The sequence below is a fragment of the Pseudoalteromonas sp. SR43-5 genome (assembly GCF_014163835.1).
Lineage (GTDB): Bacteria > Pseudomonadota > Gammaproteobacteria > Enterobacterales > Alteromonadaceae > Pseudoalteromonas > Pseudoalteromonas distincta.
In genome coordinates this window covers 1-26,014 of the sequence record NZ_JACJEA010000018.1, presented here as the reverse complement: position 1 = coordinate 26,014, position 26,014 = coordinate 1, and the positions used below count along the sequence as shown (strand labels likewise).

Here is a 26,014-nt window from a genome sequence, read left to right as displayed (position 1 = left end):
TAATTTACAAATGATAATTTAAAACAAGCTAAACCTAGAGTCAAAGAGATTGAGAGTAAACGGGCATATTTTGAGATTTACTGACTTTCGCCGAGCTTAAAAGCTCATATCTTGGTCTATTATCATCAAATAGGCTTAGTGCATAAACTTTTACTTCTCTTAGTGTTAGTGCGTTTAGGGCATCTAAAAGTCGCTGCTGCATATGAAATTCGTGATCTCTGTTACCAATAGCAAGCCATAACCGTTGTGAGCGCAGGCGCAAGTTTTTATCTTTTTCTGCAATATGAGTACTAAGGCCATGTTTTTGCTGTTGCCAATCGTTTTCATCAAGTGCATCAATGTTATCAAGGTATTTTTTAATAAAGCTGTTATGACGATGCAATAATGTTTTTGCATCAAACTTAGGTGACTGCACATAAAATGCTATTCCAGCACGAGTATTAAAAGGTGCATAACCTGCGCCCACTAAATAACCTAGCTGTTGTGTTGTTCGTAATTCGTTAAAGTAATCTTGATTAATTAAATGATTTAACGCCATCATTTTTACTTTTTCGGCCACGCAATCCGTTTGTGCCTGATAGTAAACTACCATGGCATGGTCGCTACAAGGAAGTTCTAACTCGTAGCGAGTTACTTTTTTAATTTCAAAAAGGGGGCGTCTTAAATCTTCAATTATGGCTGCGTTTTTTAGGTGTTCGGCGACCTTTTTTTGAAAGGCTAATGCATCACTTTGCTGCCAGTTACCATGTAAAAATGATTCAACATGTAGTGCTTTAAAAAAGTCTGTTCTGAACTCATTAAATTGCTGAAAACAGGTGTTTTTTAATGCCGATGCAAGCTCCCCAGGTTGAGGGTTCCAAGGCATTATTTTTGCGCCTAAAATACTAAATAACTCACTGACTGGTTTGTTTTGGTTGCTATTGCGCCAATGCCTTACAAGTTGTTTTTTATATTCAGCAAAGCGTTTTGCACAAATTTCTACATTAAATAAAGCATCTATTAATTGATCAACAAGCTCTAACTGACTGGATGAAAGCCCAGCGGTATGTAGAGTTAATCCACCTTGATGCGAGGTTAAGTGGTAGCTAAGTCCTGCAAGTTCTGCAGGATAAAATTGCTCGCCTACGCTATCCATAAATAAATCTGTAAATAAGCGGGTGAGTGCCATATGCTTTACATCTTTTACGGCAAAATCAGAATCCATGGCCAAATAAAAATGACCTTTAGCAACACGAAATGTGTTGTCTTGTTTAAACCAAAAGTCAAAACCGGGTTCTTTTACTAATAACTCGGGTTTTGTTTGTGGTTTTATGACATCAAATAACACCACTTCTTTTGTCAAATAAGGATTAGCGGTAGGCAGCAGCATTTCGCTCAGCGGTTTATTTATCTCGCTAAGTGCATCAAGCCAATTAGGTGAAATATGTTCTACTTTATATGGTGTGTTGTACCATGCGGTTTTATGTTCAGGCTCTACATCTGGATGTATAAGTACGATGCGCATATTATGTGGCGTTAACCACTGCATGGCCATTTCGTGGGTCGCTTTTTTAAAGCCTTCCATTAAATAGTCGCCTTGCACGTAATTTGCTTCGTCGTAATGCTGCATATTAATGCTTAAATTACTGACCCAATCAATCAAGCGTGACTTTTCTTGGTTATCGAATGCTATTTGTAATAGATTTTTTTTATCTTGGTATAAGCGCGGCAATTTTTCGGTGTTATCGTTAATTAAGCAAATGTATTCAAACACCATTTCAATAATGTCTTCGAAGTATTCAATACCTTCATCGGTAAGCGCTAAACTAATATTAAAGTCTTTAAAGTTGCTGCCATTAATACCACCGCCAGCAGAAAGCGCGTTTATCCAGCCTTGCTCTTTTAAAATAGAATAAAGAGAACCCGCGCCTTCATAGCCAAGTAAATGGGCAATAAAACTCACTGTTTTGTGGCGATAAAAGTCGTCAATATTAGGCATAGCAAAACTTATGATAAGTTTTTGCATATGCTTATGCGGCTCAATATGAAGTATTTTTCCTATGTCTTGTTTGCGATAGAGTGGCTCACTGATCTCTGGCTTTTTGAGGTTTTTATTACCCTTAATTGCGCCAAAGTAAGTTTGTGCCCAGCTTTGTAGTGTGTTTAATGTTTCGTTTGCGCAAATAACTAAAGTCATCCACTGAGCTTGGTACTGACTATTAAAAAAGTCGCGAAGCTCATCACTAATACAGCGCTCTCTGTCAGCTAAGGTTTGTAGGTTTCCTACAGAAAATTTAGCAAATGGATGAGCTGGATTTACCGTTTCTTTGTGGGCTTGATAAATACGGCGACCATCGTCTTTTATTTTTAGTTTAAACTCGGCTTCAATTGCGTTGCGTTCTTTTTCTGTTTCGGCTGAATTTAAAAGTGGCGCAATAAAAAAACGGCTAAATTGGGTAAGCGCCTGTTCAAATTCTTGGTTATTAATATCAAAAAAGTAACAGGTATGCTCAGTGCCAGTCCACGCATTAGTGTTCCCGCCAGCTTGCGAAACAAAATTATTAAAACTGCCTGAATCTGGGTATTGGTCTGTGCCTAAAAAAAGCATGTGCTCTAAAAAGTGTGCTAGGCCTTGCCTATCAAGAGGATCGTCAAAATGCCCGGCGTTAACTGCCATTGATGCTGCCGCTTTTGTAGAATCTTTATCTTGCACTAATAGTACTTTTAGACCATTGTCCAGTGTAAAGGCGCGGTATGCTCTGTTATCATTGCGGCTGATATTCAAATGATGCTCCTGAAACTAAACGTTTACTTGTTAACAACAGATGATGGCTTCAGGAAAGCGAAATACAGCTTAAAGATTTACCTGAATCTCATGAAAGAATTATTTAGAAATAAATAGATTTATGTTGTTAATATAGCTGACAAATGGGCAAACTGGCTACTGTTTTATATTCTTTAATCGGTTGATTTTTTATGAAAACAATCCTAATAATGCGCCACGGCGAAGCAACACCCATGCAGGCTGATGATGCAGGTAGAAATTTAACCCAAGCAGGGCACGATGAAGCTGAAAAAATGGGCCTTTGGCTCAGTAAAGCACATTGCCCTGATGCACTGTTAGTTAGTCCTTACATTCGTGCACAGCAAACAGCTGCAGGTGTAGCTAAAAATAACGTATTTAAATTTAGCGAAACCACGTCCGATATTATCCCTGAAGGCAAACCTCAAATTGCTGCTGACTATCTTGAAACGCTTATTGCTACTCATCCCCAATGCAATACATGGCTTATAGTGGCACACATGCCTATTGTAAGTTATTTAGTGGATCAATTAAGCCCCGGTAATATGCCAATTTTTAATACAGGTGCTGTTGCTGTTATTAGTTATGATGAGCAAACCCAGCGTAGTAGTTATATAAGTATAAATGCCCCAGAAAACCTTTAAATAATTGAGAAAAGTATTATGACGATAGAACGCTTACAAACAGGTGCGCGCATGAGCCGCATAGTAAAACACAACGGCACTGTTTATTTATGTGGGCAGGTATGCGCCGACGCGCAAAAAGGTATTAAAGAGCAAACTCAAACTATGCTTGATAAAGTAGAGGCGCTGCTTGATGAAGCAGGGAGTTCAAAAGAACACATGCTTAGCGCGACTATTTATGTAAAGAGCATGGAATACTTTGCTGATATGAATGCAGTATGGGATGCATGGGTACCCGAGGGTTATGCACCAGCACGTGCCTGTGTGGAAGCTAAAATGGCACGTGATGCACTACTCGTAGAAATATCTGTTGTAGCGGCCTTAAAGTAATTTGATTAAACAATTATATAGCTCATGGCAGTTTTGTTAGTTATATAGTTGTTTAAAGCAAAATAGCCAACCAAAAGCTAAAACTCAACATACACAATATAGTAGAAAGTACCACCGTCCCTGCAAGCGTTGCTTGATGCTGTTTTAACTGACACGCAATTAAGTAAGCATTTACCCCTACAGGTGATGCACTCAATAGAACTAGCACATTTCTTATTTGCTCATCTAACTCAAACACATAAGTTGCTGCAACAAATACCCCAGCCGGTAATATAATAATTTTTAATAATGAAGATATAAGCGCGGGCTGCCAGTTTGAGGCTATTTTATAAAATACTAAGTTTGCGCCTAGTACAAATAAAGCACACGGAATAGCGGGTTTGGCGAGTAAATCTATACTGCTTACTAAATTGTCATATAAGCTAAGCCCAGATACATTAATGATCAACCCGCAACCAATACTCAGTACGATAGGGTTTAGCACCATACTCTTGCTAAAGTTATACCATGAGAAGTTTTCAGCACTTCCTTTTGCCCCAATTAAAAAGGTCAGGGCAAATAGCAATGTGCTATGAAAGGTGATGATCATAAATGCAATAGCAATCATCTCTTTACCCAGTGACGCTATAACAATTGGGATACCTACCAACACCATATTTGAATAACTTCCTGCCAAACCAAATACGCTGTGTTGTTGATAATTTATTGCTTTATTATTGAGACATGGCTTATTTAAGTAAAAGCGGTCAATTAAAATGCCTAATCCAAACACACTCAAAACAGGTATGTAAAAGCTCAAAAATGCAAAAAGGCTAATACTTTGCTGTAAGTTAATTTGCGACATATTTAATAATAAAAAAGCAGGCAAACTAATATAAAAAGTAAACTTACTCAGGCCTGCGATATGCTGCTTGTCGAAAAATTTTAATCGGCAGCAGCTATAACCCAGCGCAACAATAAAAATGAGCGGAAAAATAATTGAAAAAATATGCACGTAGTTACATCCTAGTAATGGCTAAAGTTAGCGTCTAAATTCATCACTTTGCGGTAAATTAATTAAAATAAGTACAGCGCCTCTTCCACCATATTCGAGAGGGGCTTGGTGCATCGCTATTACGTCAGGGTGCTGTACTAAATACTGCGGTACTTTGTGCTTTAGTACACCGCCACCAATACCATGCACTACACATGCACAATAATAATGCTGCTTTTTACATTCGTGAATGAGTCCAGCGAGTTCATCTTTAGCAAGTTCTTTATTTAAGCCGTGTAAATCTAGCGTCAAATCGGGTGCAAAGTCACCACGGCGAAGCTGTTTAGCTAGGAAAGTATCTTGGCCAGGTTTTACATATTTAACCGTGCCGTGGGTGTCTATATCGGGAATATAAACGTCTGAGAAGAAAAATTCAGATTGAGCCTGCTTTTTTTGCTGGGCAAATTGCTTAGCTTGTGACACCTTAGGCTTTGTATCAAAACGATGAGTATCTTGTTTAAATACTTTGGCGCCTGTGATCGTTTGACGAAATAAGCTTATGTCGTCATTGCTTAGGGACGAATGTGATGGAGTGTCTTTTTTCATAACTATTACCTAAACAAAAAAACGTAAAAACGCAGCGCAAAAGGCGGTACAATACTTAAATGAGGGGCAATTGTAATTTGCCCAGCGCAGATAGGCAATGCAATCGTCTTAAAGACTCAAAACAGTCAGTAAGCTAATACAGGTAAAAATATATGAGCGATTTACAAATAGAAGAAGCAACACTCGAAGAAGCCGTTGCAGAACTGTCAACTTTACATGACTGGTTACGTTGGACTACAAGCCAATTTGCAAGTAGTAGTATATTTTTTGGACATGGTACAGATAACGCATGGGATGAAGCTGTAAGCTTATTACTGCCTGCGCTTAGCTTGCCTGTTGATGCGCCAAAAGAATTAATGCACGCGCGTTTAACAAGCACAGAAAAAAACCGACTTGCGGGTCTTATTGCAGAACGTATTAACGACTGCACACCAGTACCTTACTTAACAAACATTGCATGGTTTGCGGGTATGCCGTTTTATGTTGATGAACGTGTACTTATACCTCGCTCACCATTTGCCGAGCTTATTAGTAACCGCTTTACGCCGTGGCTTGAAGAGCCACAATCGGTAAACCGTATATTAGATTTATGTACGGGTTCGGGTTGTATCGCAATTGCACTTGCGCAAGCTTTTGAGCAGGCACAAGTTGATGCGGTAGATATATCGTATGAAGCGCTTGAAGTCACAGACATTAACATTAACGATTACATGTTGAGTGATCGTGTGTTACCGATTCAGTCTGATGTATTTAGCGGTGTACCAGGTCAAAAATACGACCTTATAGTAGCAAACCCACCGTATGTTGATGCAGAAGATATGGCTGACTTACCACGCGAATTTCATCATGAGCCAGAGCTTGGGCTTGCATCAGGCCACGATGGTTTAGATGTAACCCGTACTATATTGAGCGAAGCGAGTGAACATCTAACTGATAACGGTTTGTTATTTGTAGAAGTTGGTAACTCTATGGTACATATGGATGCACTGTATCCGGGCGCGCCGTTTGAATGGATTGAATTTGAACAAGGCGGCTTAGGTGTATTTGTAATTAGTAAAAAGCAGCTAGATGAGTATTTTGCAAAATAAGTAAAAAATGAATAGCCAAGCCCTGTGCTTGGCTATTGGTAGTCATTAGGAATGAGGAAAGTTAATGGCAGGTAATAGCATTGGGCAGTTATTTAAAGTGTCCACCTTTGGTGAGAGCCACGGCGTTGCATTAGGCGGCGTTGTTGATGGTACTCCCGCAGGTCTTGAAATCACAGAGGCCGACTTACAAATTGATTTAGATCGCCGAAAACCAGGCCAAAGCCGTTATACAACGCAGCGCCGTGAAAGCGATCAAATAAAAATATTAGCAGGCGTTTTTGAAGGTAAAACCACAGGTACCAGCATTGGTTTATTGATTGAAAATACCGATCAACGCTCGCAAGATTACGGCAAAATTAAAGATGTATTTCGCCCAGGTCATGGCGATTACACGTATTGGCATAAGTACGGCTTGCGCGATTATCGCGGTGGCGGTCGTTCATCTGCACGCGAAACCGCGATACGCGTAGCGGCAGGTGCTATTGCTAAAAAATACTTAAAGCAATTTCATGGGATTGAAGTTAAAGCATGTTTAAGTCAGCTTGGCCCTATTAAGGCGGAAACGTTTGACTGGGATGAAGTGGAAAATAACTTATTCTTCTTCCCTGATGCAAGTAAGCTTGAAGCGCTTGACGAATATATGCGTGACCTTAAAAAGCAAGGTGACTCAGTTGGCGCTAAAGTAAAAGTAGTGGCAAGCAATGTACCTGTTGGTCTTGGAGAGCCAGTATTTGACCGTCTTGACGCCGAACTTGCACATTCATTAATGAGTATTAACGCTGTTAAAGGCGTTGAAATTGGTGATGGCTTTGACGTAGTTGAGCAAAAAGGCTCTGAGCATCGTGATGAACTAACCCCTGAGGGTTTTACATCAAATCATGCAGGTGGCGTACTTGCGGGTATTTCGACAGGGCAAGATATTATTGCTTCTATTGCGCTAAAGCCAACGTCGAGCATTACTATTCCAGGTAACAGCATTAATACAAGCAACGAAGCGGTTGAGATGATCACTAAAGGTCGTCACGATCCGTGTGTGGGTATTCGTGCAATCCCGATTGCTGAGGCAATGATGGCTATTACATTAATGGACCATTTACTGCGTCAACGCGGACAAAATCCGCATGTAAATCATCAGCACGGCCCAATTAACGGCTCTGTTTAAGTATTTATAATTATAAAAAACGCGGATTACCGCGTTTTTTTATGTCTGTAATTTAGTTTAAAGCCTTTCAGGAGTTGTTCAAGTAGGTCCTATATACTGCAAGAAGGAGGGTAGTAATCATGAACGATAATATTAATGAACACTCACAAATAAAAGCCCAGGCTGCAATAGCCCGCTTAGAACGTTTCAGTAAGTTAACGGATAGCAGCATTGGTATTCCTTTTACTAAATTTAATATAGGCCTAGAGGCTGTGATTGGTTTAATTCCCGTTATAGGTGATGCCGCAGGGCTAATTTTATCAAGCTATGTGCTTATAGAAGCGCAGCGTTTAGGTGTGAGTAAACGTATAAAGACTAAGATGATTATCAATATGCTCATTGACTTTGTGGGCGGCTTAGTGCCGTTTTTTGGCGATATATTTGATGCGTTTTTTAAAGCTAATACGCGTAATACACAACTATTAAAAAAACATTTAAACAAGCAGTTAAGTGAGTAATTAATAGCTTTAAGTAACCGTTAGCAAAGAGACTTTAAACAAAATGTTGTTGGTTGTTTAATCACCTAGTAAGGTAGGAGCGTCTATTCACTTTGGTATTTACAATATGCAATTATTTATCGGTAATAAAAACTACTCCAGCTGGTCATTACGCGCATGGTATTTAATGAGTAAATTTGATGTTGAGTTTAGTGAAACCCAGCTGGTACTCGACACCCCTGATTTTTACAGTGAACTAAAAAAGACCTTTGCTGTGCAAAAAGTTCCAGCGTTAATTGATGGCGATTTACAGGTTTGGGATTCACTAGCAATTTGTGAATATATTAACGATGCTTACTTATCAGGCGCTGCATGGCCAAAATATATTACCCAAAGAGCTAAAGCGCGTGCGCTAAGCGCTGAAATGCATTCAGGCTTTATGGCGCTGCGCAGCGAAGTGCCAATGAATATAAGAGCTACCCGTAAAGTAGTCCTATCGAGCGAAGCATTAAAAGACATAGCCCGTATAGACGAGATATTTGCACAGCAACAAGATGTGTTTCCAAACGAGTGGTTTTTTGGTGACTTTAGTATTGCTGATGCTATGTACGTACCTATTGTATTGCGTTTAAAAACGTATCAAATTACGTTATCGCCAGAGGCGCAACAATATTGTGACTTTGTTATGCGTTGCCCCGTATTGCAAGCATGGATCACTCAGGCATTAACCGAAACCGATATTGTAGAGTGTGATGAAGCAGGAACGCCTGTATAATTATTGTTTTTCATATGGCATGTTATGTGCCTTAAAATCATAAGGTTAAACTAGGCTGCTTATGTATCTAAATCACCCAAGGTATGGCAATAAACCGATAACTACCAATACCTCAGTGACAATAGAGGCGATAGAGAATGCGCACTGGCGTTACTCGAGGCTTAAATACTTCCCTAATACGGTAATATTGGCAGATATAAAAAAGCAAAACTATGCCATTGACCCTCGGGCACTTTATATTGATATTGAAGAGAAGTGCGAAAGTTGCTCTAAGGCATTTATTTTTTTTGCTCAAGAGCAGCAATATTGGTTTGAGGTACTTGATCTTTGGGTCGATTCACACTGTACACGTTGTTTTGAATGCCGTAAGCATGCCAGATATATACTAACTCTACGTAAACGGTACGATATGTTAACTAGCTTAGCCAATAAAACCTCAAGTGAAAAAACACAGCGTAAAGAACTTGCCAATACGCTTTACTGTTTAGGTATTATTAAAAATATCAATAAAGTGAAAGATTAATCCGCTTATATTTTACTATCACGCCTTATTTTTACTTTAGTTGTAAAAGCCCGTACAATTCGTCTCGTTTTTAGTGCGCTAATATGGCGCTGTAACCGAGACGAATTAATCAATTTTTATGCATCAAATAGCTGATCTAATTTCAATTTTTGAGCGCACTTTTTATCAAAGTCACAATACACGACTGATAAAAGGCGATTGTGAGCCTGTGTATTTACCAGCAACAGAGCAGGTGCCATATCACCAGGTTGTATTTGCGCATGGTTTTTATGCCAGTGCATTACATGAAATAGCACACTGGCTGGTGGCCGGTGATGCACGTCGGTTATTAGAAGACTACGGCTATTGGTACTGCCCTGATGGGCGCGACAAACAAAAACAAGCTGAGTTTGAAAAGGTAGAAATAAAGCCCCAAGCTATAGAGTGGTTATTAAGCACCGCAGCAGGGTTTAATTTTAATGTGTCGGTGGATAATTTAAACGGCGAGCAAACGTGTCGGTTTGATTTTCAGCAGCGAGTATATGCACGGGTATTATCGCTAATCGAAAATGGCTTTAACTCTCGTACAGAGTCACTTTTAAAAGCAGTGTGTGATTTTTACAATACACCGTGGCCCTTAACAGCGCAGCAATTTAAGTGGCAACATCCAAAGGAGCTTTGTAATGGCGTTTAAATTAGGCTTAATTGTAAACCCTGTAGCAGGTTTAGGTGGCACAGTCGCTTTAAAAGGCAGTGATGGCGCACACACAGCGGCAAAAGCAATAGAGTTAGGCGCAGAGCCAAAAGCAAATAGCCGAACAAAAGCAGCGCTTGAGGTGCTATTACCTTATAAAGAACGCTTAACCATTTACACTGTTAACGGTGACATGGGTGAGCAAACAGCAAAAGCTTTGGGCTTTAATGTAGAGGTTGTATATAACACTTCTGCAATAACAACCCCAGATGACACAGAACAAGCCGCAAAAATACTTAAAAACTCCGGTGTTGATTTAGTCTTATTTGCCGGAGGCGACGGTACAGCACGTAACATTTGCCATGCAATAGAGGATACCATTCCCGTACTTGGTATTCCCGCAGGTTGTAAAATTCATTCTGGTGTTTACGCTATCACGCCAAAGGCTGCAGGGCGCGTAGTCGAAATGCTGGTTAAGGGGGAGTTAGTTACCTTAGCCGATGCAGATGTAATGGATATAGATGAAGATGCTTTCAGGCAAGGCACAGTAAAAGCCAAACGCTACGGCGAAATGCAAACACCTAGCGAAGTACGCTATATGCAAGCGGTTAAAAATGGCGGTAAAGAAACCGACGAACTCGTACTTGCCGACATTGCAGCGCATGTTGTATCGCAAATGGATGAAGACACATTTTATATTATGGGTAGCGGCTCAACGGTTGAAGCCATAATGGAAGAAATGGGGCTTGAAAATACGTTACTTGGTGTTGATTTAATAAAAGATCAAACCTTAGTTGCCCAAGATTTAACGGCTAAGCAATTGCTTGAGCTTACACATGATCAAAGTACTAAGTTAGTCATTACGCTCATTGGCGGGCAAGGGCATATATTTGGCCGTGGTAACCAGCAATTGAGTCCTTTGCTTATACGCGCAATTGGCAAAGAAAATATTATTGTAGTAGCAACAAAAACAAAACTACTAGCGCTTAATGGTCGCCCCCTTATTTGTGATACAGGCGATGGCGAATTAGATGATGAATTAACCGGTTATATTAAAGTAACCACCGGATTTAACGACCATATTATGTATGCAGTAGGGCACCAAAACCTTGAAAATACAGGTGCTTTGCAAAACCAGGAGATTAATAAATGAGTTTAGTGAACTATATCGATGCAGCCCAGCAGTACTTCGATGATTTAGTAATAAAAGCAACTGACGATGAGTTATTTGCTGGCGGCTATTTACGAGGTCATTTTGATCTTGCAGTTGGTTATGCCGAAGTAGAAAAGCTGACAATCAGTATAGATGAGCTAAATGAAACTGTAGAGCAAAGCTTAGTTAAAGCATATCGCAACGGCGAGCTTAACGAAGAAGACAAGGCATTAGTTGCACGCTTGTGGGATGAAGTTAAAGCCCTCGCTTAACCCTAAGTGGCAAAAAAACACGATTTGTTTATCACTATCGTGTTTTTTTGTGCCCAAAACTTTTAAAGCACATTCCCATGTTAATTTACTGTTTTGTTTTTATGCGATATTGTTACTAAAATAAATTTTAGGAACAATAAAAATGAATAATAATCAAGACGCTTTACCTTCAGGGGTTGTAGCGCGTTTTTTAAATTTTGTTGAGCGAGTAGGAAATAAGCTTCCAGATCCAGCCGTAATATTTCTATTTGCAATGTTATTAATTTGGTTTTTGTCGTGGTGGTTTTCAGGCGTGAGCTTTGATGCAATAGACCCACGTACCGGTGAAGCGATTATTATTAATAATATGCTGGCAAGTGATTCGCTCGCTACTTTTTTATCCTCTATGGTAAAAACCTTTACTGGCTTTGCTCCCTTAGGTGTCGTTTTAGTAGCTATGTTAGGTGTCGGTGTTGCAGAGCATTCGGGATTTATTAATACCGGCCTTAAGTTAATGCTTAAAGTTACTCCTAAAAAGCTATTAACGCCTTCAATCATTTTAGTGGCCATTGTGAGCCATACCGCTACTGACGCAGGTTATGTATTAGTTATTCCACTTGCCGGTGTTATATTTTATGCAGCAGGACGCCATCCGCTTGCGGGTATTGCAGCTGCATTTGCAGGAGTCAGTGGTGGTTTTGGGGCTAACTTTATTCCATCAGGGATTGATCCATTACTACAAAGCTTTACCCAAAGTGCGGCGCAAATAATTAATCCTGCAATAACAATTAACCCGTTAAATAACTGGGCATTTGCTTCAGCATCTAGCTTATTTATTGTGGCATTAGGCTGGTACATTACCGATAAAATTATTGAACCACGTTTACAAAAAACAGCAGTTGATGGTGCTAAAGAGGATTTACCTGTATTTGAAGATGCACGTAGTGATGAAAAACGTGCCTTTTATATAGCCAGTACCGTGATGATTGCTGGACTTGCGTTATTAGCATTTGTCTCTGCTCCAGACGATTCTGCAATGCGCAGTAGTGACGGATCCCTTACTAATTTTAGCTCTCCTTTAATGCAATCAATTGTACCACTAATATTTTTACTTTTTTGGATCCCAGGCACTGTATATGGTTTTACGGTAGGTACCTTTAATACTTCAAAAGATATGATTGATGCTATGAGTAAAGCGATGAGCGGCATGGCATATTATATCGTCATGGCGTTTTTCTGTTCGCTATTTATTGCTGCATTTAGTAAATCAAATTTAGGTGCACTGCTCGCAATTGAAGGTGCGCAGTTATTAAAGGCGATGGAATTGCCAAGTGCAGTAACGGTTGTAGGCATTATCTTTTTAACTGGCTTTGTTAACTTGTTTGTAGGTTCAAGTTCAGCAAAATGGGCGTTACTTGGCCCCATTTTTGTACCGATGTTAATGCAACTTGGCATTTCGCCAGACTTAACTCAAGCCGCTTATCGTGTAGGTGACTCAAGCTCTAATATTATTACACCGTTAATGCCATACTTCCCATTAGTGGTGGTGTACTGTCAAAAGTATGTCAAAGGCACCGGTATAGGCACTTTAATTGCTATTATGCTGCCGTACTCAATTGCCTTTATGATTGGCTGGAGTATCTTTTTATTAGGTTATTGGGCACTTGGTATTCCTTTAGGTTTAGATGCAAGCTACATTTATCCAGCATTGCCTTAGCCTAAACCTTTATGAACCTCACTCACTTGAGTGAGGTTTTTAAATAAAAGTCCTGTAATGTAAAAGTAAGTCTAAGTTATCTTTCTAAATCTCTCACTATATAGCCAAATAAGCTGGCCTCTCCAACAATATACACATAATCATTTTTGTTGTTCATTATTGTAGACTTATCGTCATACCACCTAAAATCATGAATCTTATTCGTTTTAGGGTCTTTGAAGTATAAACGAGTACAGCTATCTTCATACTCAGTGCCACACTCTTGTACATCGGTCAGGATGTATTCTTTATACCAATAGTCGCCTTGTGTGTAGTAAGCCCATAATTTAATAGGATCAGAGATAAAAACATAGAGTATTCCAAAGATTAATAAAGGGGATAATGGGTACATGAAAATGGATGCTAATTTTATTTTAGTATCTGAGAAATTGTATTTAAGTGATTCTCTATATTTACTGCAGCGTTTATATTTATTGAATATAAGTATATTTAAATAGATAAATAGTGCACAACAGATAATAGGGAGGGTTATAAAGAAAACAGCGTCGTATAGTTCATTTGAGATGAATGGTGGATCTGTAAAGTCCATTAAAATAGGTATAGTGATGCATAATAAAATGGGGAGTACTATTGCTACAAAGAGCAAGTTGTCGTAAATCTTTTTCAATTTTTAATTCGTCCGTGAACTATAGCCTTTGTCTAGTTTACAGAATTTTTGTTATTTTAAAAATCAGAGAAATGTATTTATAGGCATTAAGCAACCCGAACTCAGGCTAAAAAAACTATCTCAAGCCGCTATTGAATTGACGCGAAAGTTTACTTTGTTTTCACTGTAGCAGCAGCTTAAAAACAAAAAAACCTTGTCACTTTCGTGGCAAGGTTTTTTTATTAAAGAGTCGTTGCTTATTTAGCTGTGAAGCTTACAGGGCGACGTTCTTTACGAGGACCGCTGCGCTTATCACCGCGTGCGCCGTCATCTTTATTAAAGCTGCGTTTCTTATCACCAGCTGGACGCTCAGAGCGTTCGCCACGTGGTTCAGCAGGACCTTGATCAGTTGTAATTGTTAAGCCCATAGGGCGTTTACAAATAAACACTTTTTGGAAGTGATCAAGTACATCTTTAGGCATGTTTTGCGGTAATTGAACCGTGCTGTGATTGTCGTGTAGACGAATATCACCAATAAACTTGCTTGAGATGTCAGCTTCGTTAGCGATAGCGCCAACAATATTTTTAACCTGAACACCATGTTCACGACCTACTTCGATACGGTACGTATCCATAGGACCTGCATCACGGCTGTTACGTTCGCGAGGTTTACGCTCAGCGCGTTCACCACCACGTTCGCCGCCACGTTCGTTACGACGTCCACGGTCACCACGATCGTTGCGTGAATTGCGGTCGTTACGCTCGTTACGTTCACGAGGTTGAATCTTAACTTCTTCAACTTTAATTGGCGATTGTTGCTGTGCTAAACACAGTAACGCACCCGCTAAGCTTTCAAGAGGAAGATCAAGTTTTTCAGCCATGTTAGTAGCTACTTCATTGAAGAACGTGATGTCTTTGTTTTCAAGCGCAATAGTTAATTTTGCTTGTAACGCTTCGATACGTTTTTCTTCAACAATTTTTGCTGTAGGTAATTCAACTTGAGCAATTTCAGACTTCGTATGACGAATGATATTTTTAAGTAAATAACGTTCGTTATGTTTTACGAATAAGATTGCTTTACCAGTACGACCAGCACGACCTGTACGGCCGATACGGTGAACGTAGGCTTCAGAATCTTGTGGGATATCGTAGTTGATAACTAAGCTTAAACGGTCAACATCAAGACCACGTGCCGCTACATCTGTTGCAATAACAATGTTTAGCATGCCACTTTTTAAGCGATCTACAGTGCGTTCACGTGCTTGCTGGTTCATGTCACCGTTAAGTGGAGCAGCAGAGAAACCTTCGCGCTCTAATAACTCAGCAAGTTGTACTGTATCGTTACGCGTACGTACGAAAACAATAGCACCTTCATATTGCTCAGCTTCTAAGAAGCGAACAATTGCTTTATTTTTATGTACGCTTGCATTCCAAAACACTTGCTCAACAGATGATACTGTAGAGTTACGCGCAGAAATATGAACCTGTTCAGGGTTATTCATATACTTGCTGCTGATGTTTTGAATTTGCTTAGGCATAGTCGCAGAGAAAAGACATGTTTGCTTTTCGCGCGGTGTTTTTTCCATGATGCTTTCTACATCATCGATAAAGCCCATACGTAACATTTCATCGGCTTCATCAAGTACAAGTGCTTGTAGAGCATCAAACTTGATAGTGCCACGGTTAATGTGATCGATTAAACGACCTGGAGTTGCAACAATAACCTGAGCGCCACGACGAAGTGCGCTTAATTGGATACTGTAGCTTTGGCCACCATAGAGTGCCAATACTTCAATACCACGAACATGTTTAGCATATTGTTCGAATGCCTCAGCAACTTGGATCGCAAGCTCACGTGTTGGTGTGAGTACAAGGATCTGTGGCTGTTTCACAGACGGGTCAATATTATTTAGTAATGGCAGTGCAAATGCTGCGGTTTTACCTGTACCCGTTTGAGCTAGTCCCAGTACGTCCTTTCTTTCTAGCAATAACGGTATACATTGAGCTTGGATTTCAGATGGTGTCTTGTAACCCAACTCTTCAACTGCCTTCAAAATTGCAGGAGAAAGATTTAGAGATTCAAACGTGACTGGTTCTGACATTAATACGCCTCAACGAATTTAAAGAGGCGCGCATTATATAGGATTCGCGAGGCAAATGCTTGTATAAATTGAAACTAATTTCTATGTGTTTGATGTTGGTCGAAATTTAACCAGTTTGATTTGGGGTTTATTAAACTGGTTAACATATTTAATACAACGCTTATTTGTACAAGCCTAGGTTTTCTTTTGCGTAAGCTTCAAATTCTGTAAATCCACCGATGTGATTTTGATCCACAAAAATTTGTGGAACGGTAGGGCAAGGTTTACCAGCTGACTTTTCAAGGTCGGCTTTACTAATGCCTTCTTTAATTATATCGATGTAGCGAAATTTAAAGTCATCACGTTCATTTGATAGTTGCTCCGCAACATCTTTTGCACGAACACAATATGGACAACCTTCACGGCCAAAAATTACAGTTAACATAGCTTTCTCCTCAATTTGATTAAAATCAGTTTAAATGATTGAAAAATTATTTAAAGCAAAAAAAATCGATTACACCATTCTAATAAAAACTATAAATCATATATTGCATATCAATATGATTTGCAAAATGCGAATGAGAAACTAAAGCGCTGTCTGTCTAATACTTAAGTATATGAATGCAAGTGTGTTTACAAGAACTAATTTGTGGCACATAACTTGATGATTAAGAGGTATACATTGGGTTAACGAGAATACTTTATGAATATTAATAGTCACGTTTTAGAAATTATCCAAGGGGTAATCGGTAAATATTGTAAAACCCAAAATCGAAATTTTTCAGTTACTTTAATTAACAAGTTGCAATGTAACTACGTTTGTTTGCAAATCCCTCTTGAGCAAATGATTGCGCAATGCGAGGAATTTCTGATTCCAGCGCTAGCATCTGTAAAGCAGAGCTTTTTACTTAACCTAGAAGCAAATATACAAGGGGTTAGCCTTCATTACCAGATTGATGATTCTGAGCAAGTAAGCACGCTGGATTTTCATGGGCTTTTAGCAACAAAAGAGTCTGTTAGTTTGGCACTTGATATTAGCCAAAATATAGACGTTCTAACTGATTGTGAGGCGTTATTTAAAAGTTGTTTAATAACATCGGATAATACCCATGAGCGCTTTGGCTTAAATTTTAAATTATTCAATAGCACTTTTAAGGAAACGGTACAGATTGAGGATTTACGTCACCTTAGTGGTGATGCGCTAACTGATAAACTAAATGGTGACAGCATAAATAGACACATAAAGTTATGCACTATTAGCGACATTAGTGAGCTGAGCCAAGAGAACAAACTATCTAAAAAAATATTAGGTTGGCCATTTTTTGATACTGACCTCATTACCATTTTAACAACATTTCATACGCAAACACGTTTATCTGTATTAGTGGCGGATGATAGCTTACCAAGTCAAATTGCAACAAAAGTGATGCTCGAAATGCTGGGCTGCTTAGTAACATGTGCAGAAAATGGCGCTAGTGCCTTAACGCTTGCTCAAAATGAACCATTTGATTTACTGCTCTTAGATGAGCGCATGCCAGGAATGTTTGGCAGTGACGTAGCACAGCAATTGGTGCGTCAAAATACCCCTAATAATGATACACCCAAAGTTATTTTAACTGGGCTAACAGGGGATGAGCAGATAGCTGAGTTATTTGAAAAAGGTATTACGCACTATTTACAAAAACCAGTGACCAAAGCAGTGCTTGAAAAGTTTATTAAACCTTGGCAATTAGCGTCTTAAATTGGTTAATAAGGTGGCAATGATGCATGACTTTTCTAAAACAGCGCTTATTTTGATTGGTTTTCAAAATGATTACTTTTCACCAAAAGGTATTTTGTATGACGTAGTTGAAGAGTCGTCAAGAATTACTGGCGTGGTAGAAAATACACTCTCTTTATTGGCCGCCTGTGCAGAGCATTTTGCGCTAGTTGTTAATACACCCATTCATTTTACACAAAACTACAGTGAGCTTAAAAATCCGATTGGCATATTAAAAGCTATTGCAGATGTGGGCGCATTTAAAGCAGGTTCGTACGGCGCTCAAACCATTGAGGAGCTAGATTTTTTTAGCAATGTTATAGAAGTGGTGCCTGGGAAAAGAGGTTTAAATGCTTTTACACATACTGCTCTAGCGCAAAAGCTCAAAGAACATGGTGTCACTAATGTAATTTTAGCCGGTACGGTGACTTCTATTTGTATTGACTCAACTGCGCGAACGGCTGTTGAACTTGGTTTTAACGTCACTATTTTAAGTGACTGTACATCGAGTCGCACTCCTTTTGAACAAACTTTTTACTGTGAAGAGGTTTTTCCTCTTTATGCGCGAGTTTGTGATAGTAAAACTTTTATTAAGCATTGGAGAGAGCATGGATAACAACGATGAACTACAAGTGCAAATCCAATATGCATTGGTCGAAAAGCTCTCCAATAGTAATCGACGTCAAGCAAAGCTATTAGCTATTTTAGATGAATGTATTTTTGAGTGTGATAAACATTTAAATCTTACCTATATTAACGAAGCATGGGAGAAGAAACTAGGTTACTCAAGCGATTCATTAATTGGTTCTAATATTACTAAGTTAATGAATTGCGATGATATTATGCATTTTGTTGCATACAGTTGTTGTTTGCTTGAAGGAAAGCAGACTCCTAGTGTAGAAATACAAATAAAAAATAGTCACGGACTCTTAAACTGGTTTGAGTTGAGGCTAGTTTATGATGAAAAAAGCGGTTTTATAGGTTCACTCTATGACATTCAACGTCATAAAGACTCACAACTTTTGCTTACACAACAGCAAAAATATGTAAAACGCTTATCGCTTGTTGCGAGCCATACAAATAACTTAGTGATAATTACAGATAAATTTGGCGTAATTGAGTGGGTTAACAATAGTTTTGAAGTACTTACAGGTTACACCTGTGATGAGGTTATAGGCACCAGTCCTGGTCATTTACTGCAAGGGCCAAAAACATGTGAAAAAAGCCGTAAGGTCATGTCTCATGCCGTAAAAAATGGACTTCCTTTTCAAGTTGAAACTACAAATTACGATAAAAACGGTAATATTTATTGGGTTGCTATTGATGCAAACCCAGTGCGAGATGATGAAGGCCAAGTAAAGCACTTTATCGCTATAGAAACTAATATTACGCAGCGAGTTAAAGCCGAACAAGCAATGGCAGAGATAGAATATAATTATCACTCTGTCGTTGATAATATCCCTGATATTGTTTTACGCCTTGATACATTTGGCAATCTATTATTTATAAATCAAGCATGGCAGCGAGTTCTACACAGCAAGGTAGATGAGAGCCTTGGCTTACCTATAATTAAGTTTATAGCAAAAGAAGATGTAGAAAAAATTAGTAGCACTTTACTTGATTATAAACAAGGTAAGCGTGACATTCGTCGCTTTGATATACGTTTAATTAATGCACAAGGTATAAATAACTGGGTCGAAATTACACTTACTCCAATTGTTGGTGGCTACGAAAGTGATTTATCATCAATTGCTGCGACACTTGTGGATATACAAGAGCGTATTGAAAGCGAGCAAATATTACTTGAAGCTAAACATCAGGCAGAAACCCTAGCGGAGTCAAAAAGCCGATTCATGGCAAATATTAGTCATGAAATTCGCACACCATTAAATGCTGTGATTGGATCTGCAGATATTTTGCATCATACCGGTTTAACTTCTGAACAAATGCGCTATACACAAATGATTAAAACAAGTTCTGACGCGCTATTAAGTGTATTGGACGATGTATTAACGTACTCACGTTTTGAAGCACAAGCCATAACACTCAATAATCAGCCATTTAGTATTGATACGTGTATTGAAGAAGCAATAGATATAATTTCCCAAAGCGCTTTACAAAAAGGGCTTGAGATTATTTTTGATTTTTATCCTGATGTACCAGCTCAAGTAATTGGTGATCATGCCCGTATAAGACAAATAGTCATAAATTTATTAGCCAATGCGATTAAGTTCACTCAACATGGTGTAATAACGGTTACTGTTAAGTGCACTCATATTGAAGGTAATAATTTAAACCTTTATATATTTGTAAAAGACACGGGTATGGGAATTGCAAAAAATAAAATTGACAGTATGTTTATGCCTTTTATTCAATCCGATAATTCAATTACTCGAAAGCATGGTGGCAGTGGCTTAGGGCTTGCGATATGTAGGCAAATTTGTGATGTGGTAGGTGGAGATATTTCGGTTAGTTCTGAGTTTAATAAAGGAAGCGAGTTTATAGTTAATTACCCGCTGCAAATAGACACAACTGACTCAATTTTAAGAGAAGGGTTTGCAGCACGAAGTAAAAAGCCAAAAGTATGGATAGTAGGAAATCACGAAATTCTAAAAACAGCCTTGGAGCATACGCTCACTCGGTTTTCTATCACTTTTGAACACTACGAAGTATGCCCAGATATACCCAAGTACGATAGTTTTCCTGATGCAATTGTACTAACTGATCCTCAAATGTTAGCCCAAACACGCGAGCGTATAAATACATACAACTCCCTTAATTCACCGTGTTTACTCATCCTAGATTTGCTAGGTAAAAGCTTATTACCGCAAAATATTAACGACAGAGAGCTTAGGTTAAATGGCCCTTATAAAGTATCGCATGTACTACGGGCAATTAGTTTATTAGAAGAGCAGCTGTTTCATTTGGATATTATATTTACCAATCGTGAGCAAAAAGAAACTTTAGAAAGCCCCTTAGGGTTAAATCAGTTAAGCGGAACCAAGGTATTGGTTGCTGAAGATAATACGAATAATCAAATTGTAATTCGGCAGTTTTTAGAACAAAAAGGTTGCCGTGTGCATATTGTTAGTGATGGTCAAGAGGCAATAATAAAGGCGCAAAGCGGTGAAATTGATATTATTTTTATGGATATCCAAATGCCAATACTCGATGGGATTTCTGCAACTAAAGCAATCAGAAAGTTAGGTATAACCACCCCCATAATAGCACTCACTGCAAATGCGATTCATGGTGATAAAGAGCGATTTATAGACGCGGGGATGAATGACTATTTAGCTAAGCCAATTGTAAGTGAGACACTTTATTTATTACTTGATAAATATGCCCCAGAGCAGGTTATTGAATCTAAACATTTAAAGCTCTCTCGTTTAGCGCAAGTGTGGGAAAAGCTGAGTTGAGCAATGAAGGCTAGGGTTTGTTAAACGTTTAGGGTTAAGTTTGTAGCAGTGTGTTTGGTATTTAGGCAAAGTTGAGCCTATGCAGTGTGGTTATTTTCCATAAATGGGCGATAACGTAGCATTAATGCCAAACAGGCGCTGCCCAAAGGTTTCTTCCTAAGGGCTATTTACTCTTTGTTGCCAACATGCATGTAGGGAAGGGGTAAGGGGCGTGAGCAGAACGCAGAAGCTTTGCTCGGTCTTACATCGATGTAAGTCAGTAGGGTAACGCAGGAGCAGTTACCGAGCCCGCTAGGTTATAAACCTCGCGCCGCGATTAAACCGCCTGTAGTTTGAACGAATTTTAATCCGCAAAGATCAACAGACAATATAAAAAGTGGGTTTGTGTTGCATAAAACTTGATAAACGGAGAAATTAACCTAGTATTTTAGGGGTAAGTTAAATTTATTTTTTAGTAATTAATGAGTGTTTTTTAGTGTGTTTTTTTTAATTTGATTCGCAAATTGCAATTCAAAATAAAAATAAAATGTTATGAACTTTATTTAAATACTCAATCATACCTTTAATTTATTTTAACGACATGATTTTGTAAGGTTTTTACTTTTTTGTAAAGTTGTTATCTGGTTGGCACGACTTTCGCAATATATTAATTATCAAATCAAGACAAATTTAGTTAAATTTTTAAGGGGTGCAATATGCAAACAAACACAAAAGCCAAACAACAGCCTAAAGGTAACAATTGGGTACTAACACCTGAAATTATGGTTTTGTCAATTTTGCTTGTTGCCACTTTAGTAATAGGTATAACAGTTTTACGAGGTAGCGATTCGATTGAACCGCTGGCAGATATTCAGCCAATTACTTTTACACAAGCTGATGTTGAAAACGCTCAGTTGATGAGTAATACGTTTGACTCGCAAAATACCAACTATGCACAACATGTAACAGCTTCTAAAAACGAAAATAACGACACTCTTTCAAACTAGAGACTTTTGCGCAGGTAACTATTTATAGTTGCCTGCGTTTTTTTATGTTCCTACCACCAATTTAATTTTTTATCCCTCCCCATAAAATTATTTATTTTCTCTTAAATTTAGATGGTGCTTAACCTAAACAGGGTTTTATCAAAGCTTTCTCTTTTCTCATATACAATTGCTAATATTAGCTTTGGTCAGTATCTATTAACTGGCTTATCTGTGTTTTATAAGCTCGATTAAGCGCTCACATTGCCAATGTAGCTGCATTGCAAACTGAATTGCAAAATGCGAATGAAATGGGAGAAGTAAATCCATTTAATATTCTAATTTAACTACCTGAATATATTGGTTTTTATTTCTGTTTTTTTGTATTTAAAATGGCCTGTAAATTGCTCTTTAATATAATAAGTCACTAAGAGTGAAACCGGAGCAAAATCATGAGTGCGTTTAAATACCTAGAATCGGAAAAACCAGTCAATCTAGCAAGATGGCATGAGTTAGAGAGAATCATGTCTGATTCAATGCAAAATAATTATTTTAAAATGGTTTATCAACCGCTTGTATCATTGGGATCTGGAAAGCTGGTCGGCTTTGAGTCGCTAGTAAGGTGCCAATCACCGCGCTTTGGCATTGTTGGCCCTGATGAGTTTATCCCTCATGTAGAGCAATCGGGAATGATTTTAGAATTAGGTGACTGGATTTTTGAGCAATGCTTGTCTGATTTAAAGCATATGCGGCAGTTTGGTATGACAGATATTGCTGTTTCATTAAATATTTCACCGGTACAAATCTTAGATGGTGATGTGTTTTCAAAAGTAATGTCTTTGCTAGAAAAGCACCAAATACCACCACAGGCTATTAAAGTCGAATTAACGGAAACAGCGCTCATTCATAGTCCTGATAAAATAGCTAAGGCGTTTGAAAACTTCCATAAAGAAGGCGTAAAGGTGTGGATTGATGATTTTGGCACTGGGTATGCCTCTTTAGGTTTACTTCGTCAATTTGATATTGATGGTTTAAAAATTGATCGCAGTTTTGTAAGTGGTATTGCAACTAATAATGAAGACTTTACGTTATGTAGCGCAATTATTGCGATGGCTCAACGATTGGGTTTACAAACGGTAGCAGAAGGTATTGAAGAGAATGAGCAATTACAAATATTAGAACAACTTGGTTGCGATATAGCTCAGGGGTACCTGCTAGATAAGCCGCAAACGTTAACTAAAAGTATTGATACTTGGGCTTTGTAAATGTTTATATTCATTTTGATTTGCAAAATGCAAAAAACAAATTACTCTTAAACTACAACTCTTACATATTATTAGTGTACGAAGTTTTAACTTACACAAAGGTTATCTATGCCCATATCAGAGCAGTTTGTCGATAAAAGTATTACCGAGCTAAATGTATTAACTCAACTCGAAAAGGATGTTGGGACAACCGTGTTAGCTCGTTTAATTAAATTATTTATTGATGAATTAGTTACTATGGCTAACCAATTAGATACGGCAATTAGTAGTGAAGATACTATAAAAATTAAAGAAGTAATGCATGTCTTAAAAAATTCAGCAGCTTTATATGGTGCATCTGCTTTAGCTGCGTTAGCAACACAATTACACGATTCGCCACCGTCAACTACACAAGAAAACTTGCACGCAGCGCTTGTTATTAAACACAACTTGGATAAAACCCGAGATGCGTATCAAATAATGAGTAATAGTATAGCTATCTAGGAGAAAGCTGTGTCAGATATAATTGATAAAGGTCTTGTTTATATTGTTGAAGATAGCATTGCCAGTGGTGCTTTATATGCAAGTCAGCTTGAGCAGGCTGGTTTCCAATGCAAACACTTTACAGATGGGTACTCTGCTTTAGTCGGTATTAAAGAAAAAATGCCAGCGGTCATAGTACAAGACGTATGCTTGCCAGATATAAGTGGGCTTGAGGTATTACAATTTGTAAATAAGCAGAAAAATCCTGCTAATGTAGTCATGATCACCTCAAACAGCTCTATTGATATTGCAGTGGAAGCAATGCGTTTAGGCGGTTTTGATTTTTTAGAAAAACCTTTCACAAGTCAACGACTCATTAGCTCAGTAGAAAGTGCGTTGACGCCAAAAGAGCAAGTTAAAGTTCAACCATTGGTTAAAAACAGAGATAAAAATCAAGATTTTGTTGGTGAATCACTGGCAATGAAAACCGTTTTTAGATTACTTGATAGTGCAGCTAGAAGTAAAGCGTGTGTATTTATCACAGGTGAAAGTGGAACCGGTAAAGAAGTTTGCGCACAAACCCTTCATGATACAAGCCCGAGAAATACAGGACCATTTATTGCCATAAACTGTGCAGCTATACCTGCTGAGCTATTTGAATCAGAGTTTTTTGGTCATGTTAAAGGTGCGTTTAGTGGGGCATTGAGCGATCGAAAAGGGGCTGTTGAAGTGGCCAACGGCGGTACCTTATTTTTAGATGAATTATGTGAAATGGAACTTAACTTACAAGCAAAGTTATTACGCTTTTTACAAACAGGCATTTTTAGTAAGGTGGGTAGTAGTGAAGTATTACACAGCGATGTTCGTTTAGTCTGTGCAACAAACAGAAACCCAATCATAGAGGTTGCAGAAGGGCGCTTTAGAGAAGATTTATATTACCGTTTAAATGTTATCCCCGTAAAGCTCCCCCCTTTAAGAGAACGCGGAGGCGATATATTACTGCTTGCTGAGTATATTTTGAAACAAAAAAGCGATAGTAATGCAAAGCATTTCACTGGTTTTTCTGATGAAGTTAAGGCGCTTTTTTGTAATTACGATTGGCCAGGAAATATTCGCGAACTACAAAATGTAATTGAAAACACCGTCGTTATTAATGATGGCGATGTAATTGAAAAAGACATGCTACCAAGCTCATTTGGATTAGGCGCTGTTAAGCATTCGATATCCGCTAAGTCAGTTCACAATACAAACGAGCAGAGTGTTCAACTATCGCCTATGTCTGTTCACGATATAGAACCTTTGTGGCAAGTTGAAAAAAGGGCGATTGAAAATGCAATTAAAAGCTGTGAAGACAATATTCCTCTTGCTGCTGCTTATCTAGGGGTTAGTGCATCTACCATTTATAGAAAAATAAAGGGATGGTCTTAAAGTCATAATCGATTTTTAATTACACTTTTCAGGTTGAATTAATAAAAGTTACCCTAAGCTCTATGGGTAAGAGCAAATTAATTTTTAATCTGAAACAGTAAAAGGAGATCGCAATGAGTAACACTAGTTTAAAACCTGCGGATATTATGCCATCACTAGTAGTGAGTGATGTTGATGAGAACAAGGTAGATTTAGTTGATAGAGTAAGTGACTCTCCCTGGAAAATGATTGTTGTTTATCGAGGCCAGCACTGCCCTAAATGTACTGCGCAACTTAACGAGCTTGCTAAAGTTCATAAAGACTTTAAAGATGCTGGTGTTGAAGTTGTTGCAGTAAGTGGTGATAGCCATGAGCAGCTTAATAAACATCTTGAAAAAATAGATATTAACTTCCCAATTTACTATGGTTTAACAATCGAACAAATGACCGATTTAGGGCTACATATCAGCGAGCCTCGCAGTGATGCAGAAACTGATCATCCATTTGCTGAGCCAGGCATTTTTGTACTTAATGAAAAAAATCAGCTTCAAATGGTCGATATATCAAACAGCCCATTTGTTCGTCCTGATTTAGAGCAACTGCTAGGTGGAATTAAGTTTTCTAGAGAAAACGACTACCCAATCCGAGGCACATTTATTAAATAACATTTATTTTTATGGTTTCAAAAGGCACTTTTTAGCTGTCTCTTATACACAAATCCCTGCTAAGAAATTAGCGGGGATTTTTTTGAACTAAATCTCAATGTCATGATCAGATCTTCAAATCTTGTTTGAGGGCACATTATGATTAACGAACATACT

25 protein-coding genes are annotated in these 26,014 nt (G+C 38.3%); 19 read left to right on the top strand and 6 right to left on the bottom strand.

The features are described from left to right. Positions 1 to 40: 40 nt before the first annotated feature. Complete coding sequence (locus H5090_RS11985; RefSeq protein WP_182695806.1) at positions 41 to 2,764, bottom strand: insulinase family protein; 2,724 nt, start codon at positions 2,762 to 2,764, stop codon at positions 41 to 43. Positions 2,765 to 2,955: 191 nt separating this feature from the next. On the opposite strand from H5090_RS11985, the gene sixA reads away from it, so the two are divergent. Continuing rightward, positions 2,956 to 3,426, top strand: a complete 471-nt coding sequence (gene sixA / locus H5090_RS11980; RefSeq protein ID WP_024593905.1) for a phosphohistidine phosphatase SixA — start codon at positions 2,956 to 2,958, stop codon at positions 3,424 to 3,426. A gap of 18 nt (positions 3,427 to 3,444) precedes the next feature. Next, a complete protein-coding gene (locus H5090_RS11975; RefSeq protein ID WP_024604476.1) occupies positions 3,445 to 3,795 on the top strand; it encodes a RidA family protein in 351 nt (116 codons plus the stop codon). Between the two features lie 52 nt (positions 3,796 to 3,847). Here H5090_RS11975 and H5090_RS11970 read toward each other — a convergent pair whose 3' ends face one another. Then, on the bottom strand, positions 3,848 to 4,789 hold the full coding sequence (locus tag H5090_RS11970; protein ID WP_182695805.1) for an AEC family transporter: 942 nt from the start codon (positions 4,787 to 4,789) through the stop codon (positions 3,848 to 3,850). A 27-nt stretch (positions 4,790 to 4,816) separates the two neighbouring features. Further along, positions 4,817 to 5,374 (bottom strand): endonuclease SmrB, encoded by a 558-nt coding sequence (smrB, locus tag H5090_RS11965; RefSeq protein WP_007377742.1) that lies wholly within the window; start codon positions 5,372 to 5,374, stop codon positions 4,817 to 4,819. Between the two features lie 152 nt (positions 5,375 to 5,526). Between smrB and prmB the strand changes: the two genes are divergently transcribed. The 9 genes from prmB (at position 5,527) to H5090_RS11920 (ending at position 13,192) form a co-directional block, all read left to right on the top strand. Then, the gene (gene prmB / locus H5090_RS11960; RefSeq protein ID WP_007377743.1) at positions 5,527 to 6,462 is read left to right on the top strand and encodes a 50S ribosomal protein L3 N(5)-glutamine methyltransferase; all 936 of its coding nucleotides are present in this window, start codon (positions 5,527 to 5,529) and stop codon (positions 6,460 to 6,462) included. 64 nt (positions 6,463 to 6,526) lie between these two features. Continuing rightward, positions 6,527 to 7,624, top strand: a complete 1,098-nt coding sequence (aroC, locus tag H5090_RS11955; RefSeq protein WP_002962170.1) for a chorismate synthase — start codon at positions 6,527 to 6,529, stop codon at positions 7,622 to 7,624. Between the two features lie 119 nt (positions 7,625 to 7,743). Continuing rightward, a complete protein-coding gene (locus tag H5090_RS11950; RefSeq protein ID WP_024591638.1) occupies positions 7,744 to 8,121 on the top strand; it encodes a DUF4112 domain-containing protein in 378 nt (125 codons plus the stop codon). Between the two features lie 106 nt (positions 8,122 to 8,227). Then, positions 8,228 to 8,875, top strand: coding sequence for a glutathione S-transferase family protein (locus H5090_RS11945; protein ID WP_182695804.1), 648 nt, complete (start codon positions 8,228 to 8,230; stop codon positions 8,873 to 8,875). Between the two features lie 61 nt (positions 8,876 to 8,936). Next, positions 8,937 to 9,398, top strand: a complete 462-nt coding sequence (locus tag H5090_RS11940; protein WP_220490762.1) for a zinc-ribbon domain containing protein — start codon at positions 8,937 to 8,939, stop codon at positions 9,396 to 9,398. A gap of 118 nt (positions 9,399 to 9,516) precedes the next feature. Then, positions 9,517 to 10,071, top strand: coding sequence for an elongation factor P hydroxylase (locus H5090_RS11935; RefSeq protein ID WP_182695803.1), 555 nt, complete (start codon positions 9,517 to 9,519; stop codon positions 10,069 to 10,071). Further along, the gene (locus H5090_RS11930) at positions 10,061 to 11,224 is read left to right on the top strand and encodes an ATP-NAD kinase family protein (protein ID WP_154903375.1); all 1,164 of its coding nucleotides are present in this window, start codon (positions 10,061 to 10,063) and stop codon (positions 11,222 to 11,224) included. The genes H5090_RS11935 and H5090_RS11930 overlap by 11 nt, the downstream gene beginning before the upstream one ends. Continuing rightward, positions 11,221 to 11,496: a YfcL family protein gene (locus tag H5090_RS11925; protein ID WP_024596509.1), complete on the top strand. Its 276-nt coding sequence runs from the start codon at positions 11,221 to 11,223 to the stop codon at positions 11,494 to 11,496. Before H5090_RS11930 ends, H5090_RS11925 begins: the two co-directional genes overlap by 4 nt. Before the next feature lie 142 nt (positions 11,497 to 11,638). Further along, positions 11,639 to 13,192, top strand: a complete 1,554-nt coding sequence (locus H5090_RS11920; protein WP_182693393.1) for an AbgT family transporter — start codon at positions 11,639 to 11,641, stop codon at positions 13,190 to 13,192. 76 nt (positions 13,193 to 13,268) lie between these two features. Here the strand turns inward: H5090_RS11920 and H5090_RS11915 are convergent, their stop codons facing one another. The 3 genes from H5090_RS11915 to H5090_RS11905 form a co-directional block, all read right to left on the bottom strand. Next, positions 13,269 to 13,859: a membrane protein gene (locus H5090_RS11915; RefSeq protein ID WP_024596511.1), complete on the bottom strand. Its 591-nt coding sequence runs from the start codon at positions 13,857 to 13,859 to the stop codon at positions 13,269 to 13,271. A gap of 236 nt (positions 13,860 to 14,095) precedes the next feature. Then, positions 14,096 to 15,940, bottom strand: a complete 1,845-nt coding sequence (locus H5090_RS11910) for a DEAD/DEAH box helicase (protein ID WP_024606656.1) — start codon at positions 15,938 to 15,940, stop codon at positions 14,096 to 14,098. A 160-nt stretch (positions 15,941 to 16,100) separates the two neighbouring features. Then, positions 16,101 to 16,364: a GrxA family glutaredoxin gene (locus H5090_RS11905; RefSeq protein ID WP_024595981.1), complete on the bottom strand. Its 264-nt coding sequence runs from the start codon at positions 16,362 to 16,364 to the stop codon at positions 16,101 to 16,103. 258 nt (positions 16,365 to 16,622) lie between these two features. Between H5090_RS11905 and H5090_RS11900 the strand changes: the two genes are divergently transcribed. From H5090_RS11900 to H5090_RS11865, 8 genes are all read left to right on the top strand, one after another. Then, entirely contained in the window at positions 16,623 to 17,660 is a 1,038-nt protein-coding gene (locus tag H5090_RS11900) for a response regulator (protein WP_024595980.1), read from the top strand. A 22-nt stretch (positions 17,661 to 17,682) separates the two neighbouring features. After that, positions 17,683 to 18,294: an isochorismatase family cysteine hydrolase gene (locus H5090_RS11895; RefSeq protein WP_182695802.1), complete on the top strand. Its 612-nt coding sequence runs from the start codon at positions 17,683 to 17,685 to the stop codon at positions 18,292 to 18,294. Continuing rightward, positions 18,287 to 21,097 (top strand): PAS domain-containing hybrid sensor histidine kinase/response regulator, encoded by a 2,811-nt coding sequence (locus H5090_RS11890; RefSeq protein WP_182695801.1) that lies wholly within the window; start codon positions 18,287 to 18,289, stop codon positions 21,095 to 21,097. Before H5090_RS11895 ends, H5090_RS11890 begins: the two co-directional genes overlap by 8 nt. A 695-nt stretch (positions 21,098 to 21,792) precedes the next feature. Next, positions 21,793 to 22,083: a hypothetical protein gene (locus H5090_RS11885; protein ID WP_182695800.1), complete on the top strand. Its 291-nt coding sequence runs from the start codon at positions 21,793 to 21,795 to the stop codon at positions 22,081 to 22,083. Positions 22,084 to 22,583: 500 nt separating this feature from the next. After that, positions 22,584 to 23,324: a bifunctional diguanylate cyclase/phosphodiesterase gene (locus H5090_RS11880; protein ID WP_039489281.1), complete on the top strand. Its 741-nt coding sequence runs from the start codon at positions 22,584 to 22,586 to the stop codon at positions 23,322 to 23,324. 108 nt (positions 23,325 to 23,432) lie between these two features. Then, a complete protein-coding gene (locus tag H5090_RS11875; protein ID WP_039489282.1) occupies positions 23,433 to 23,807 on the top strand; it encodes an Hpt domain-containing protein in 375 nt (124 codons plus the stop codon). Between the two features lie 9 nt (positions 23,808 to 23,816). After that, positions 23,817 to 25,214, top strand: coding sequence for a sigma-54 dependent transcriptional regulator (locus tag H5090_RS11870; protein ID WP_082007326.1), 1,398 nt, complete (start codon positions 23,817 to 23,819; stop codon positions 25,212 to 25,214). A 113-nt stretch (positions 25,215 to 25,327) separates the two neighbouring features. Next, the gene (locus tag H5090_RS11865) at positions 25,328 to 25,858 is read left to right on the top strand and encodes a peroxiredoxin-like family protein (RefSeq protein WP_039489283.1); all 531 of its coding nucleotides are present in this window, start codon (positions 25,328 to 25,330) and stop codon (positions 25,856 to 25,858) included. Positions 25,859 to 26,014 lie beyond the last annotated feature (156 nt).

Excerpts from the sequence above, each read along its gene's own strand:
- H5090_RS11925 (WP_024596509.1), top strand. The coding sequence starts at position 11,221 with ATGAGTTTAGTGAACTATATCGATGCAGCCCAGCAGTACTTCGATGAT.
- H5090_RS11945 (WP_182695804.1), top strand. The coding sequence starts at position 8,228 with ATGCAATTATTTATCGGTAATAAAAACTACTCCAGCTGGTCATTACGC.
- H5090_RS11895 (WP_182695802.1), top strand. The coding sequence starts at position 17,683 with ATGCATGACTTTTCTAAAACAGCGCTTATTTTGATTGGTTTTCAAAAT.
- sixA (WP_024593905.1), top strand. The coding sequence starts at position 2,956 with ATGAAAACAATCCTAATAATGCGCCACGGCGAAGCAACACCCATGCAG.
- H5090_RS11875 (WP_039489282.1), top strand. The coding sequence starts at position 23,433 with ATGCCCATATCAGAGCAGTTTGTCGATAAAAGTATTACCGAGCTAAAT.
- prmB (WP_007377743.1), top strand. The coding sequence starts at position 5,527 with ATGAGCGATTTACAAATAGAAGAAGCAACACTCGAAGAAGCCGTTGCA.
- H5090_RS11920 (WP_182693393.1), top strand. The coding sequence starts at position 11,639 with ATGAATAATAATCAAGACGCTTTACCTTCAGGGGTTGTAGCGCGTTTT.
- H5090_RS11890 (WP_182695801.1), top strand. The coding sequence starts at position 18,287 with ATGGATAACAACGATGAACTACAAGTGCAAATCCAATATGCATTGGTC.
- smrB (WP_007377742.1), bottom strand. The coding sequence starts at position 5,374 with ATGAAAAAAGACACTCCATCACATTCGTCCCTAAGCAATGACGACATA.
- H5090_RS11880 (WP_039489281.1), top strand. The coding sequence starts at position 22,584 with ATGTCTGATTCAATGCAAAATAATTATTTTAAAATGGTTTATCAACCG.
- H5090_RS11975 (WP_024604476.1), top strand. The coding sequence starts at position 3,445 with ATGACGATAGAACGCTTACAAACAGGTGCGCGCATGAGCCGCATAGTA.
- H5090_RS11940 (WP_220490762.1), top strand. The coding sequence starts at position 8,937 with ATGTATCTAAATCACCCAAGGTATGGCAATAAACCGATAACTACCAAT.
- H5090_RS11885 (WP_182695800.1), top strand. The coding sequence starts at position 21,793 with ATGCAAACAAACACAAAAGCCAAACAACAGCCTAAAGGTAACAATTGG.
- H5090_RS11935 (WP_182695803.1), top strand. The coding sequence starts at position 9,517 with ATGCATCAAATAGCTGATCTAATTTCAATTTTTGAGCGCACTTTTTAT.
- H5090_RS11930 (WP_154903375.1), top strand. The coding sequence starts at position 10,061 with ATGGCGTTTAAATTAGGCTTAATTGTAAACCCTGTAGCAGGTTTAGGT.
- H5090_RS11865 (WP_039489283.1), top strand. The coding sequence starts at position 25,328 with ATGAGTAACACTAGTTTAAAACCTGCGGATATTATGCCATCACTAGTA.
- H5090_RS11905 (WP_024595981.1), bottom strand. The coding sequence starts at position 16,364 with ATGTTAACTGTAATTTTTGGCCGTGAAGGTTGTCCATATTGTGTTCGT.
- H5090_RS11910 (WP_024606656.1), bottom strand. The coding sequence starts at position 15,940 with ATGTCAGAACCAGTCACGTTTGAATCTCTAAATCTTTCTCCTGCAATT.
- H5090_RS11900 (WP_024595980.1), top strand. The coding sequence starts at position 16,623 with ATGAATATTAATAGTCACGTTTTAGAAATTATCCAAGGGGTAATCGGT.
- aroC (WP_002962170.1), top strand. The coding sequence starts at position 6,527 with ATGGCAGGTAATAGCATTGGGCAGTTATTTAAAGTGTCCACCTTTGGT.
- H5090_RS11950 (WP_024591638.1), top strand. The coding sequence starts at position 7,744 with ATGAACGATAATATTAATGAACACTCACAAATAAAAGCCCAGGCTGCA.